Annotated in this window: 4 protein-coding genes and 1 pseudogene; 2 read left to right on the top strand and 3 right to left on the bottom strand. The window is 73.4% G+C overall.

What is annotated here, in order from left to right; translation table 11 throughout:
- Positions 1 to 14 precede the first annotated feature (14 nt).
- From ACIGAN_RS03635 to mqnE, 3 genes are all read right to left on the bottom strand, one after another.
- Entirely contained in the window at positions 15 to 782 is a 768-nt protein-coding gene (locus ACIGAN_RS03635; protein ID WP_399854656.1) for a thioesterase II family protein, read from the bottom strand.
- Positions 783 to 935: 153 nt separating this feature from the next.
- Complete coding sequence (locus ACIGAN_RS03630; RefSeq protein ID WP_351366603.1) at positions 936 to 1238, bottom strand: ferredoxin; 303 nt, start codon at positions 1236 to 1238, stop codon at positions 936 to 938.
- Positions 1239 to 1310: 72 nt separating this feature from the next.
- Positions 1311 to 2474: an aminofutalosine synthase MqnE gene (mqnE, locus tag ACIGAN_RS03625; protein ID WP_351366600.1), complete on the bottom strand. Its 1164-nt coding sequence runs from the start codon at positions 2472 to 2474 to the stop codon at positions 1311 to 1313.
- 482 nt (positions 2475 to 2956) lie between these two features.
- Between mqnE and ACIGAN_RS03620 the strand changes: the two genes are divergently transcribed.
- Together ACIGAN_RS03620 and ACIGAN_RS03615 are read left to right on the top strand one after the other, a co-directional pair.
- Entirely contained in the window at positions 2957 to 3817 is an 861-nt protein-coding gene (locus tag ACIGAN_RS03620) for a 1,4-dihydroxy-6-naphthoate synthase (RefSeq protein WP_399854655.1), read from the top strand.
- Between the two features lie 435 nt (positions 3818 to 4252).
- Positions 4253 to 14410 (top strand): annotated as a pseudogene (locus tag ACIGAN_RS03615) (type I polyketide synthase); the annotation flags it as partial.
- Positions 14411 to 14479: the final 69 nt, after the last annotated feature.

Below are 14479 nucleotides of genomic sequence, written 5' to 3'. Positions count from 1 at the left end.
CCGGCCGCGGGAGGTCAGGCCGGTCCGGTGGTGCGGCCGGCGGCGAAGTGTTCGGTCAGCACGGCCAGGACCTCGCCGGGCCGCTCCGACAGGAAGAAGTGCCCGCCGGAGAAGACGCGCACGTCGCAGTCGCCCTCGGTGTGCCCGCTCCACGCGCGGGCCTCCTCCAGCGAGGTGCGCGGATCCGCGTCCCCGGTCAGCACGGTGACGGGGCAGCGCAGCCGGGCGCCGGGCTCGCAGCGGTAGGTCTCCACGGCCCGGTAGTCGCTGCGGATGGCGGGCAGCACCATGCGCAGCAGTTCCTCGTCCTGGAGGACCTTGGCGTCCGTGCCGGCCAGGGCGCGCAGTTCGGCGACCACACCGTCGTCGTCGAGCGTGTGCACGTGCTCGTCGCGGGTCCTGGAGGGGGCGCGGCGGCCCGACGCGAACAGCCGGACCGGCCCGGCCCCGTTCCGTTCCATGCGCCGGGCCGTCTCGAAGGCGACCAGGGCTCCCATGCTGTGCCCGAAGAAGGTCAGCGGACGGTCGTCCCAGCCGGCCAGCGCCGCCGCGACCCCGTCCGCGAGTTCGGCGACGGAGGCGGGTCCCGGCTCGTTCCGGCGGTCCTGGCGTCCGGGGTACTGGATCGCGAGGACGTCGACCCTGGGGCTCAGCGCGGCGGCGACGGGCACGTAGAAACTGGCCGACCCGCCGGCGTGCGGAAAGCACACCAGACGGCCGGCCGCGTCGGGAGAGGGCCGGAACCTGCGGATCCACAGGTCGGCGGAGAGGGTGGTGCTCATGGGATGTGGGGTGTCCTTCCCGGGTGTCGACGTGCCCGCTCCGCAGGGCAGGGATGCAGCGTGTGGTGCGCGGGGTGCGGTCCGGAGGGGGCGGGGCCCGCCGGCCGGCACAGGGGCCGGTGCGGCGGTCCCGCCCGGTGGGGGTCGGGGCGGTCAGGCGTCCACGGCGTCGGGTCCGTGGATCTCGACACCGTCGGCGACGCGGCGGACGTGGATGCACTCGCCGGGGCACTCCTTGGCCGAGTCGACCACGTCGGAGAGCACCTCCAGCGGGATCCTCGTCGTCGCGCCGGGTTCCTGCAGCAGTTCGTCCTGCTCGCTCTTCACGTAGGCGAGTCCGTCGATGTCCAGCTCGAACACCTCGGGCGCGTACTGGGCGCAGATGCCGTCACCGGTGCACAGGTCCTGGTCGATCCAGACTTCCAGGTCCTCGTTGTTCGTCGTCTGGGGGGACATTCACACCTGCCTGGCGGAGTCGTCGTGGGTCTGCGGGCGTGGGGGAGAGGAAGTCACAGTGCGGCCGCCGGTTCACACGCGCATGGGCTGCGGGGACTCGCGGCGCGCCGGGTCGGGGCCGTCGTACTCGCGGATGATCTCGTAGCGGGTGTTGCGCTCCACCGGGCGGAAGCCGGCGTCGCGGATCAGGTCGAGGAGGTCCTCACGGGTCAGCTTGTTCGGGGTGCCGTAGTTGTCGGCGTCGTGGGTGATCTTGTACTCGACGACGGAGCCGTCCATGTCGTCCGCGCCGTGCTGGAGGGCCAGTTGCGCGGTCTGCAGGCCGTGCATCACCCAGAACACCTTGACGTGCGGGACGTTGTCGAACAGCAGGCGGGAGACCGCGAAGGTCTTCAGGGCCTCCGCGCCGGTCGCCATCCGGGTGCGGGCCTGGAGGCGGTTGCGGACCTTGCCGTCCTTCATGTCGACGAAGTCGTGCTGGTAGCGCAGCGGGATGAACACCTGGAAGCCGCCGGTCTCGTCCTGCAGTTCACGCAGCCGCAGCACGTGGTCCACGCGGTGGCGGGGCTCCTCGATGTGGCCGTAGAGCATGGTGCACGGGGTCTTCAGGCCCTTCTCGTGCGCCAGGCGGTGGATCCGCGACCAGTCCTCCCAGTGGGTGCGGTGGTCGACGATGTGCTGGCGGACCTCCCAGTCGAAGATCTCCGCGCCGCCGCCGGTCAGCGACTCCAGGCCCGCGTCGATCAGCTCGTCCAGGATCTCGGAGGCGGACAGCCCGGAGATCGTCTCGAAGTGGTGGATCTCGGTGGCCGTGAACGCCTTCAGGCCCACGTTGGGCAGCGCCTTCTTCAGCTCGCGCAGGGAGCGCGGGTAGTAGCGCCACGGCAGGTTCGGGTGCAGCCCGTTGACGATGTGCAGCTCGGAGAGGTGCTCGTTCTCCATCGCCTTCGCCAGCCGGACGGCCTCCTCGATGCGCATCGTGTACGCGTCCGCCTCGCCCGGCTTGCGCTGGAAGGAGCAGTACGCGCAGGAGGCCGTGCACACGTTCGTCATGTTGAGGTGGCGGTTGACGTTGAAGTGCACGACGTCGCCGTTCTTGCGCGTGCGCACCTCGTGCGCCAGACCGCCCAGCCAGGCCAGGTCGTCCGACTCGTACAACGCGATGCCGTCCTCGCGGGACAGCCGCTCACCGGAGTGGACCTTCTCCTCCAGCTCGCGCTTGAGCCCAGCGTCCATGGCCGGGAACCTCCTCGGTCAGTGCCTCGTGGCACACGTAGTGGGTCCGAGCACGCGCAGCACGTGGCTCGTCGGCCCCCCGGAACGGAACGATCTCCCGCGGACCGTGGACCGGCCGTCCCGCCCAGGGACGGGCGGGCGGGACGGACCGAGCCGCACCATCCGGGCGGCCGCGTCGAGGCCGTCCGGCGGGAGCCCGCGGAGCCGGCCAACGATCCGGGTGCCACGGGCCCCGGCCGGACGACGGGGGCATCGACACCGCTCCGGGTGGGGCGCTCCCATCCTCGCGGACGGCAGTCTGGGGAAAACCCCATACCCGCAACGGCTTTGCTGAGGACGACGGCCCCGTGCCGCCCGGCATGTCCCTGGCCGCCCGGCACGTCCCGGGCCGTACGGCACGTTCCGGGTCGCCCGGCACGCCCCCGGCCGTACGGCACGTTCCGGGCCGACCGCCGGACCGCAGACCGAGGGAGCCACCGCCCATGACGTCACCGCTGACCCTGGCGCACTCGCCGTGCCCCAACGACACGTTCGTCTTCCACGCCTGGACCGAGGGGCTGCTCCCGGAAGCCCCCGAGGCGCGGCTCACCTTCGCCGACATCGACGTCACCAACGGGATGGCCGCACGCGGTGAACTGGACGTGCTGAAGATCTCCTACGGGGCACTGCCCCACGTCCTGGACGACTACGCCCTGCTGCCGTGCGGCGGCGCCCTCGGCTACGGGTGCGGCCCCCTCGTCCTGTCCGCCGGACCCGCCGAGCCCACCGCGCTGGCCGGCGCCCGCATCGCCGTCCCCAGCACGAGCTCCACCGCCTACCTGCTGTTCAGGCTGTGGGCCGCCGAAGCCGTACCGGGCGGCGTCGGCGACATCACCGTCCTGCCGTTCCACGAGATCATGCCGGCCGTACGCGACGGCCGCGTCGACGCCGGCCTGGTCATCCACGAGGCCCGCTTCACCTACGAGCGCCACGGTCTGCACCGCGTCGCCGACATGGGCGAGGAATGGGAGAAGCTGACGGGCCTGCCCATCCCCCTCGGCGCCATCGTCGCCCGCCGCTCCCTCGGCGAGCCCCTGCTCCACCGGATCGCCGACACCGTACGGGCCTCGCTGCGCGCCGCCCGCCGCACACCCGCCGCCTCCCGCGCCCACGTCCTGCGGCACGCCCAGGAGATGGAACCGGACGTCGTCGACCGGCACATCGGCCTCTACGTCAACGAGTTCACCGCCGACCTCGGCCAGGACGGCCTGCACGCGGTCCGCGCCCTGCTGGACCGCTCCGCGCGACTGGGCCTGCTGCCGGCGCTGCGGGACGGAGCGCTGGAGATGACCGCCCGCCTGTGAGCGGCACCCCCGCCGCACGCCCCGCCGCACAAGGCACGGGCGGCACAAGGAACGGGCGGCACAAGGCACGGGCCGCACACGGTACCGGCGGCACAAGGCACGGGCGGCACAGGGCTTGGGCGGCTCGGGGGTCCGGGCGGCTCGGGGCAGGGGTGGCCGCCGGACCCGAACGGCACGCACGCGCCCGGCGAACGGCACGGCAACGCTAGAAGTTCTCTTAGAGCCCCCGGCCGAACCTCCGGAACCGTCCCCGGCCGTCCCCATAATCGCCCTGGAGGACGGCCGGGCACCGGGAGCGCCACGGCCGCCCGCCGCGAGGGCCCCGGCCGCCGGACCCGCCCTCGCCCGGCCCCGGCACCCAGGTGCCGGGGCCGACACGATGGCCCGTGCCCCACCGGCGAGCCTCCGCGCCCGCCGCCGAAGGGAGACCGATCCGTGAGCGAGGACAAGCTTCGCGACTTCCTGACCCGCGTCTCCACCGACCTCCAGCGCACCCGCGCACGGCTGCGCCAGGTCGAGGCCAGGGCAACGGAACCCATCGCCGTCGTCTCCATGAGCTGCCGCTACCCGGGCGGCGTCCGCACCCCCGAGGACCTGTGGCGCCTCGTCGACACCGGCACGGACGGTGTCTCCGGCTTCCCCGACGACCGGGGCTGGGACCTGGACGCCCTCTACCACCCCGACCCCGCCCACCCGGGGACCTGCTACACGCGGGAAGGGGGATTCCTGCACGACGCCGCCGACTTCGACCCCGCCTTCTTCGGCATGTCACCCCGCGAGGCACTCGCCACCGACCCGCAGCAGCGGCTGCTGCTCGAACTGACCTGGGAAGCCCTCGAACGCGCCGGCCTGCGCCCCTCCGACCTGCGCGGCAGCGCCACCGGGGTGTTCGCGGGCGTCATGTACAACGACTACGCCACCCGCTTCCCCGAGCCGCCCCCCGGGGTCGAGGGCCACCTCGGCAACGGCAGCGCGGCCAGCATCGCCTCCGGCCGCATCTCCTACACCTTCGGTTTCGAGGGCCCGGCCCTGACCGTCGACACCGCCTGCTCCTCCTCGCTGGTCGCCCTGCACCTGGCCGTCCAGGCACTGCGCGCCGGAGAATGCGACCTCGCCGTGGCCGGCGGCGTCGCCGTCATGTCCACCCCCGTCACCTTCCTGGAGTTCAGCCGGCAGCGCGGACTCTCGCCCGACGGACGCTGCAAGTCCTTCGCCGAGGCGACCGACGGCACCGGCTGGGGCGAGGGCGCGGGCCTGGTCCTGCTCGAACGCCTCTCCGACGCCCAGCGCAACGGCCACCAGGTCCTCGCCGTCATCCGCGGCTCCGCCGTCAACCAGGACGGGGCGAGCAGCGGCCTCACCGCCCCCAACGGCCCCGCACAGCAGCGCGTCATCCGCGCCGCACTGGCCTCCGCCGGGCTCTCCCCGGCCGACGTCGACGCCGTCGAGGCGCACGGCACCGGCACCACCCTCGGCGACCCCATCGAGGCGCAGGCCCTGCTCGCCACCTACGGCCAGGAACGGCCCGACGGGCGGCCCCTGTGGCTGGGCTCCCTCAAGTCGAACATCGGCCACACCCAGGCCGCGGCCGGGGTCGGCGGCGTCATCAAGATGGTCCAGGCCCTGCGCCACGAACGCCTGCCGCGCACCCTGCACGTCGACGCCCCCACCACCAAGGTCGACTGGACCGAGGGCGATGTACGGCTGCTCACCGAACCCGTCGCCTGGCCGCGCACCGAACGCCCGCGCCGTACGGGCGTGTCCGCGTTCGGCGTCTCCGGCACCAACGCCCACGTGATCCTGGAGGAGGCCCCGGCCGCCACCCCGGACGACGACCCGGCCGCCACCCCGGGCGACGCCGCGGACACGGCCCGGCCGGCCGCCCGCACGTCGCCGGTACTGCCCTGGATCCTCAGCGCGCGCACCCCCGCGTCCCTCCAGGGGCAGGCCCGCGCCCTCCTGGACCACATCGAGGCGCACCCCGGCACGGACGACCGGGCCGTCGCCCACACCCTGGCCACCCGACGCACCTTCTTCGAACACCGCGCCGTCGTCCTCGGCACCGACCGGGACGCCCTCCTCGCCGGTCTGCGCGCTCTCGGCGCCGGCGGGTCCCCGGCGAACACGGTGACCGGCACCGCACACCGCGGCGGCAAGGTCGCCTTCCTGTTCTCGGGCCAGGGCGCGCAGCGCGCGGGTATGGGGCGCGAACTGTACGCGGCGTTCCCGGTGTTCGCGGAGGCCTTCGACGCGGTGTGCGCACACGTCGGCGCGGAGCTGAAGGACGTCGTCCTCGGCGCGGACGGCGACGTGCTGGAGCGCACCGAGTGGACGCAGCCGGCGCTGTTCGCGGTCGAGGTGGCACTGTTCCGGCTGGCCGAATCGTGGGGTGTACGGCCGGACTTCGTGGCCGGCCACTCCGTCGGCGAGATCGCGGCCGCTCACGTGGCGGGCGTGCTGTCCCTGGAGGACGCCTGCACGCTGGTGGTGGCACGTGGACGGCTGATGCAGCAACTGCCCCCGGGCGGCGCCATGGTGGCTGTCGAGGCCGCCGAGGACGAGGTCCTCGCACTGCTGGAGGGGCGCGCCGGGCAGGTGTCGGTGGCGGCGGTCAACGGCCCCCGTGCCGTGGTGATCGCGGGTACCGAGGCGGCCTTGACCGAGGTCGCCGATGAGCTGCGGGCGCAGGGCCGGCGCACGTCCCGCCTGCGGGTGTCGCACGCGTTCCACTCGCCCCTGATGGAACCGATGCTGGCCGGGTTCCGCGCGGTCACCGAGCGCCTCACGTACCGGCCCGCCGCGATCCCGGTCGTCTCCACCGTGACCGGCCGGGTGGCGGCGGCCGGTGAGCTGGACGCCGAGTACTGGGTGCGGCACGTCCGGCAGCCGGTGCGTTTCGCGGACGGTGTCACCACCGCCGCGGCGGAGGGGGTCACCCGCTTCCTGGAGGTCGGTCCGGACGCCACCCTCACCGCACTGGCCCGCACCTGCCTGCCGGACGAGCAGGGACCGCTGGTCGTGCCGATGTGCCGCAAGGACCGCGACGAGGCGCACACGGCCGTGTCCGCCCTCGCGTCCCTGCACACCACGGGACTGACCGTCGACTGGAACGCCCTCGTCCCGGGCCCTCAGCCCCATGTCGACCTGCCCACCTACGCCTTCGAGCGGCACCGCTACTGGCTCGACCCGGTCATCGGCCACACCGGCCACCGCGGCGAGCACCCCCTGCTGTCCCACGGCACCCACCTCGCCGACTCGGCCACCGTCATGGCGACCGGACGCCTCTCCCGGCGCGCCCAGCCGTGGCTGGCCGACCTCCCCGCCGGCGGCGGCACCTCGGTACCCGGATCCGTCCTCACCGACCTCGCCCTGCACACCGGACGCGCCCTCGGCGCCCACCACCTCGCCGAACTGCACATCGACGTACCGCTGCCGCTCCCGGCCACCGGTGAGACCGAGGTGCAGACGGTCACCGAGGCGGGCGACGGCGAGGACCGACGGACCTTCGCCCTCTACGCACGGCCCTTCGACCCCGACGCCGACCGGACCGACGAGCTGCGGCCCTGGACGCGCCACGCCCACGGCACACTGACCCGTGCCCAGGACGAGGAACCGGCCGTGAGCGCCGCTCTCACGGAGGGCACCTGGCCGCCTTCCGGCGCGGTTCCGGTCGACCCCGAGGAGCTGTACGGCGCCCTCGACCTCCCCGACGCGCCGAACCCGGCATCGCGCCCCCTCAAGGCCGTGTGGCGCCGGGCGGACGAGATCTTCGCCGACGTCGCACTGAACGAGGGCCAGGAGGCGGACGCCGCACGGTTCGCCGTGCACCCGGCCCTCCTGGACGGCGCGCTCGTCGCACTCACCGCGCTCGGACACCCCGCCCCCCGGCTGCTCACCTGGTCCGGCCTCACCTTGCACGCCCACGCGGCCACCTCGGTCCGCGTCCACATCACCCCGAACTCCGGCACCGGGGCCACGCTCCGGCTGCTGGACGGCGCGGGCGCCCCCGTCCTGACCGCGCGAGCGGTCACGGTCACACCCCACGAGCCGGACGACCTCCCGGCGGACGCCCCGCAGCCCACCGGAGACCTCTACACCGTCACGTGGACCCCCGCCGGGCCCGCCTCCCTGCCGGAACCCGCCTCGACGACCCTCCTCACCGGCCCGGACGACATACTCGCGGACGTCTCCGACACCCCCTACGGCGAACTGGTCGTCGTCCCCTGGCACTCCGCCGACGCCGACGCCGCCACGGCGGCCGGCGCGCACACGTCCACCGCGCACGCCCTGGCCCTGCTCCAGCGCTGGCTCACCGACCCCCGCGCGGCCCGCTCACGGCTCCTCCTGGTCACCCGGCGCGCGGTCGCCGTGACCGGCGACGACACGGTCACCGACCTGGCGGCCGCCGCGGTCCGCGGACTCGTGAAGTCGGCCCAGTCCGAGAACCCGGGCCGCTTCCTGCTCCTCGACACCGATGGCACCCCCTCGGACGACGACCTCGCACTCGCCGCCCGCCTCGACCACGAGGACCTCGCACTCCGCGACGGCCGCCTCCTCGCCCCCACCCTCACCCGAGCGGACACCACCCGGACGGACACCACCCGAGCGGACATCACCGGGACGGACACCACCCGAGCGGACACCACCCGGGCGGGCACGACCGCGCGGACCCCCGTCGCGGCCTTCGACCCGGACCGGACCGTCCTGGTCACCGGCGGCACCGGCACCCTCGGAGCGGCCACGGCCCGCCACCTCGTCGTCCGCCACGGCGTCAGGCACCTCCTGCTCGTGACACGCCGTGGAACGGACGCCCCCGGAACGACCGAACTGGTCGCCGAACTGGCCACCCACGGCGCCCGTACCACCGTGGTGAGCTGTGACGCAGCCGACCGTGACGCCCTCGCCGCCGTCATCCGCGCGATCCCCGACGACCACCCCCTCGGTGCCGTGGTGCACGCCGCCGGCGTGCTCGACGACGGAGTCGTCACGTCCCTCACCCCGGCCCGGCTCTCCACCGTGCTGCGCCCCAAGGTCGATGCCGCGTGCCACCTGCGCGACCTCACCAGGGACCACGAGCTGTCGGCGTTCGTGATGTTCTCCTCGGCCGCTGCCACCCTCGCGGGCCCCGGCCAGGGCAACTACGTGGCCGCGAACAGTTTCCTCGACGCCCTCGCCTCCGCCCTGCGCGCCGAGGGCCGCCCCGTGCTGTCCATCGCCTGGGGACTGTGGGAGGCCGACAGCTCCATGACCCGGGAGCTGACCGGCGCCACCCACCACAGGGCCGCCCGCCACGGCATCACGGCGCTGCCCACCGACGACGCCCTGGCCCTCTTCGACCGCGCCCTGGCCCACACCGGCGGCACCCCCGTCCCGCTGCGCCTGGACCGGTCCGCCCTGCGCCGCACCGCCGACCGGCTCCCGCCTCTGCTGCGCTCCCTGACGGGCCGCCCGGCCCTGCGCACGGCCGTCGCACCCGCGCAGGGGACCCCTGCGGCTCAGGACTTCGCGCGGCTGCCGGAGCCGAGGCGCCGCGACGCGGTGACCGATCTCGTGCGCAGCACCCTGTCCCTCGTGCTGGGACACGCCCCGGGCACACCCGTCGGTCTCGACCAGCCCTTCACCCAACTGGGACTGGACTCCCTGACCTCCCTCGAACTGCGCAACACCCTCAGCCGCGAGACCGGCCTGCCCCTGCCGGCCACCCTCGCCTTCGACTGCCCCACCCCCCGGGCGGTCGCGGACCACCTGCTGACCGCCCTCGCCCCGCCGGCACAGCAGGACGTCCACACGGCCTCGGCGGCCCCGGACGGCACGAGTGGCACGCCGGCCGACGACCCGATCGTCATCGTGGGCATGGGGTGCCGCTTCCCGGGCGGAGTGGAGAGCCCCGAACAGCTCTGGGACGTACTCCTCCGGGCCGAGGACACCATCGGTGAGTTCCCCACCGACCGCGGCTGGTCCGAGGTGCCCACTCCCGGCGGTCCCGACGCGGACTACGTGCGCCTGGGCGGTTTCCTGGACGATGTCGCCGGGTTCGACGCGGAGTTCTTCGGTATCTCGCCGCGTGAGGCGTTGGCGATGGATCCGCAGCAGCGGTTGTTGCTGGAGTCGTCGTGGGAGGCGGTGGAGCGGGCGGGGATCGATCCGAGGTCGCTGCGCGGTCGGGAGGTCGGTGTGTTCACGGGTACCAACGGGCAGGACTATCCGGCTTTGTTGGGTGTGGCGGAGGGTGACTTCGGCGGGTATGTCGGCACGGGCAACGCGGCCAGTGTCATCTCCGGACGTCTGGCTTACGTCCTGGGCCTGGAAGGACCGGCGGTCACCGTCGACACGGCCTGCTCCTCCTCGCTCGTCGCCCTGCACATGGCGGCGCGCTCCCTCACCTCAGGTGAGTGCTCGATGGCCCTGGTCGCCGGAGTCACGGTGATGTCCACCCCGGCCGCCTTCGCGGAGTTCAGCCGTCAGGGTGGTCTGGCGGGTGATGGCCGGTGCAAGGCGTTCGCGGAGGGTGCGGACGGAACCGGCTGGGGTGAAGGCGTCGGGGTACTGCTCGTTGAACGGCTGTCCGATGCGCAGGCGAACGGTCATCGAGTGCTGGCGGTGGTGCGTGGTTCGGCGGTGAATCAGGACGGTGCGTCGAACGGGTTGACGGCGCCGAACGGTCCGTCGCAGCAGCGGGTGATCCGCGCGGCTCTGGCGGACGCGGGGGTGTCGGCGGCGGAGGTGGACGCGGTTGAGGCGCACGGGACGGGTACGCGGTTGGGTGACCCGATCGAGGCGCAGGCGCTGCTGGCCACCTACGGCCAGAACCGTGAAGTCCCCTTGTATGTGGGGTCGGTGAAGTCCAACCTGGGTCATACGCAGGCGGCCGCCGGTGTGGCGGGTGTGATCAAGATGGTGGAGGCGTTGCGGCGTGGTGTGCTGCCGGCGACGCTGCACGTCGACGAGCCGTCCTCGCGGGTGGACTGGTCAGCGGGCGCCGTGCGACTGGTCACGGAACGCCAGGAATGGCCGTCGGTCGACCGGCCCCGCAGGGCGGGTGTCTCCTCCTTCGGCTTCAGCGGCACCAACGCGCACGTCATCCTCGAACAAGCCCCGCAGGAGACGACCACTCGGCCGACGGAACTCGACGCTCCGCCCATGACTCCGTGGCTCGTCTCGGGCGAGGGCGGCGACGCCCTCCGTGCGCAGGCGGTCCGTCTGCACGCGTACGCCCGGACCAGCCCGGACGTCGACCTCAACGCCGTGGCCGCCGCGCTGGCGACGCAGCGGACGTCCTTCACGAATCGCGCCGTCATCCGAGGTCGTGACCGTGAGGAACTCATGGCCGGACTCCTCGCGCTCGCCGAAGGCCGTACCGCGCCTCAGGTCACCGTGGGTGCCGTCGCCGAGGGTCGCACGGCGTTCCTGTTCTCGGGTCAGGGTGCGCAGCGTCCGGGTATGGGGCGTGAACTGTACGAGGCGTTCCCGGTGTTCGCGGAGGCCTTCGACGCGGTGTGCGCACACGTCGGCGCGCAGCTGAAGGACGTCGTCTTCGGTGACGACGCGGAGCGTCTGGCGCGTACGGAGTGGACGCAACCCGCCCTGTTTGCCGTCGAGGTGGCTCTGTTCCGACTGCTGGAGTCCTGGGGTGTGCGCCCGGACTATGTGGGTGGGCATTCAATCGGTGAGATTGCTGCTGCGCATGTGGCCGGGGTGCTGTCCTTGGAGGATGCCTGCACGCTGGTGGCAGCCAGGGGCCGGCTGATGCAGGCCTTGCCCGAGGGCGGCGCCATGATCGCGGTGGAGGCCGCCGAGGACGAGGTGCTGCCGCTGCTGGCCGGGCGTGAGGTGTCGGTGGCGGCGGTCAACGGCCCCCGCGCCGTGGTGATCGCGGGCGACGAGGCGGCTGTGTTCGAGGTCGCCGCCGAGCTGGCCGGACAGGGCCGCCGAACGACTCGCCTGCGTGTCTCTCACGCCTTCCACTCGCCGCTGATGGAGCCGATGCTGGCGGAGTTCCGTGAGGTCGCCGAAGGCATCACCTACACCACTCCGACCCTTCCGGTCGTCTCGAACGTCACCGGACAGCTCGCGTCCGAAGGGGAGTTGACCGCCGACTACTGGGTCCGGCACGTCCGTGAGGCCGTCCGGTTCGCCGATGGCGTCGCCGCCCTCGCGGCGGAAGGCGTCACCCGGTTCCTGGAGATCGGCCCGGACAGCACCCTCACCGCACTCGCCCAGAACTGCCTGCCCGACGCGCACGGTGCGCTCATCGCTGCCACCCTCCGCAAGCACCGCGACGAAGTGGACACCGTGCTGGAGTGTGTGGCCGCCGGGCACACGACCGGGATGGCGGTCGACTGGGCGTCGATGATCGGCACCCGGGCCACGGAGGGTGTGGCACTGCCGACCTACGCCTTCCGGCACGAGCGGTTCTGGCCGCAGACGAAGCGTGCACGGACGGCACCGCTGGCCGAGGGCACCGGGGTCGCGGACGACGCCGACTCCTGGGAGACGGTTGCTCCCGGGGAGTCGCGCGAACTGGCGCGCTCCCTCGGCATCGGTGAGGAGGTCGTCGAGGAGATCGTGTCCGGTCTCGCCGCTCGGCGGCGGGAGCGCGCCCTGCGCGCTCAGGTGGACGGCTGGCGCTACCGCGTCGAATGGGAGGCGGTCGCGCCGCCCTCGGCGCCCAGGGGAACGGGGCGATGGCTGGTGCTCCACCCGGCCGACGGATCGGACGGCCTCGACACCGTCGTCGAGGCACTGCCCGGTTGCCGCACCCTCGCCGTCCCGAAGGGCACCGGCCGTGCTTCTCTGGCACGCGATCTGGTCTCTGCGGCCCGCGGCGATTCCCTCGCCGGAGTGGTCGCCCTGCCCGACTCGCTGTCCTGGGCCCTCACCGCCGTCCAGGCGCTCGGCGACGCCGGCACGGCCGGACCCCTGTGGTGCGTCACCACGGGTGCCGTGTCCGTCGGGCATTCCACGGAGGGCGCTGTGAACCCGGAACGGGCCGCCGTCTGGGGATTCGGGCGCGTGGCTGCCCTGGAGTACCCCGATCGCTGGGGCGGACTGGTCGACCTGCCGGCCACGCCCGACGCGGACACGGCCGGCCTGCTCGCGGCAGCGCTCACCGGCTCGGGCGAGGACCAGCTCGCCCTGCGGGCCGGCAGGATGTTCGCGCGTCGCCTCCGTGAGCATCCGGCCCACCTGCCCGCCGTGACCGGCTGGAAGTCACCGGGGCGGGTGCTCGTCACCGGCGGCACCGGTGCCCTCGGCGGGCACGTGGCGCGCTGGCTCGCCGAGCGCGGCGCGCACGAGATCGTGCTCGCCGGCCGGCGCGGCCCCGACTCCCCGGACGCGGGTCGGCTCGTGGAGGAGATACGCGCCGCCGGAGCGGAGCGGGTGCACGTCGAGCGGTGCGACATGGCCGACCGCGATTCCGTCGCCGCGCTGCTGGCCCGACACCGCGTCGACGCCGTTTTCCATGCCGCCGGCGTACCCGACTCCACGCCCATCGACGAGGTCGACGACGCTCACCTGGCCGACGTGTGGTCGGCGAAGGCGGCCGGTGCGCTGTACCTGGACGAGTTGACGCGGGGATGGGGGCTGGAGGCGTTCGTCGTCTTCTCGTCGATCGCGGGCGTGTGGGGGAGCGGCGGGCAGAGCGTGTACGCGGCGGCGAACGCGTGCGCCGACGCCGTGGTGGAAGCGCGTCGTGGCCGTGGCGAGACGGGACTGTCGGTGGCGTGGGGCCCGTGGTCGGGCGGGGGAATGGTGTCGAGTGTGGGTGCGGTGGAGCTGAAGCGTCGAGGGTTGCAGGTGATGGAGCCTCGGCACGCACTGCTGGGACTGGGGCGTGCGCTGGAGGCGGGTGACGGCCTGGTCGTGGTGGCCGATGTGGCATGGGAGCGCTTCGTCCCCGCGTTCACCAGCCGTCGGCCCAGCCGCCTGCTGAGCACGGTCCGCGCCCTCGACACCGGCGACTCCGCCGTCAGCGCAGGGACGACGGAGAGTACGACGGGGAGTGCGACGAGCACGACGGCCAACTCGGCCGAGGACGCTCGCGAGCGTCTGGTACGCCGCCTGGCCGACCGGCCCGAGAAGGAACGGCGCCGGGCCCTGCGCGAGCTCGTCCAGGAGCGGGCGACTGCGGTGCTCGGCCGGTCCGCCGATCGTGTGGTGCACGTCGACCGGCCCTTCAAGGACGTCGGATTCGACTCCCTCACCGCCGTCGAACTGCGGAACGGACTGAGCGCCGAAACCGGCCTGCGACTGCCCCCGTCCCTCGTCTTCGACCACCCGACGCCTCGGCACCTCGCCGATCACCTCCACGACGAACTCTTCGCGCCGCAGTCGGCCACCAGCCCGCTTCCCGCGGCCACCGGGCGGGACGAGACCCGTCTCCGCGAAGCCCTCGCCGCCATCCCCTACGCCACATGGCAGGAGAGCGGCCTGCTGACGGCCGTGCTCGCCCTGGCGGAGAGCGAGAAACGAGCGTCGGACACACAGCCCCAGACCACCGACGCCGGCGCTACCGCTGCCGACGACAACGGCATCGGCTCCATGGACGTCGACGCCCTCGTCCAGCTGGCCCTCGGCGACACCTCGTCCTGAGGCTGCGCCGCCCGAGGCACCGTGTCCCCCCGCCCGCTGTCCTCGCCACCCGTCCGCCCGAGTACGGAT

This window comes from Streptomyces sp. NPDC085931 (assembly GCF_044540565.1).
In the GTDB taxonomy this organism is placed as follows: Bacteria; Actinomycetota; Actinomycetes; order Streptomycetales; family Streptomycetaceae; genus Streptomyces.
Note: the sequence above shows the minus strand (reverse complement) of the source record. Positions and strands in the feature narration are given on the sequence as shown.

Bases quoted from the DNA above. Each gene is read 5' to 3' on its own strand.
- ACIGAN_RS03635 (WP_399854656.1), bottom strand. From the start codon at position 782: ATGAGCACCACCCTCTCCGCCGACCTGTGGATCCGCAGGTTCCGGCCC.
- ACIGAN_RS03630 (WP_351366603.1), bottom strand. From the start codon at position 1,238: ATGTCCCCCCAGACGACGAACAACGAGGACCTGGAAGTCTGGATCGAC.
- mqnE (WP_351366600.1), bottom strand. From the start codon at position 2,474: ATGGACGCTGGGCTCAAGCGCGAGCTGGAGGAGAAGGTCCACTCCGGT.
- ACIGAN_RS03620 (WP_399854655.1), top strand. From the start codon at position 2,957: ATGACGTCACCGCTGACCCTGGCGCACTCGCCGTGCCCCAACGACACG.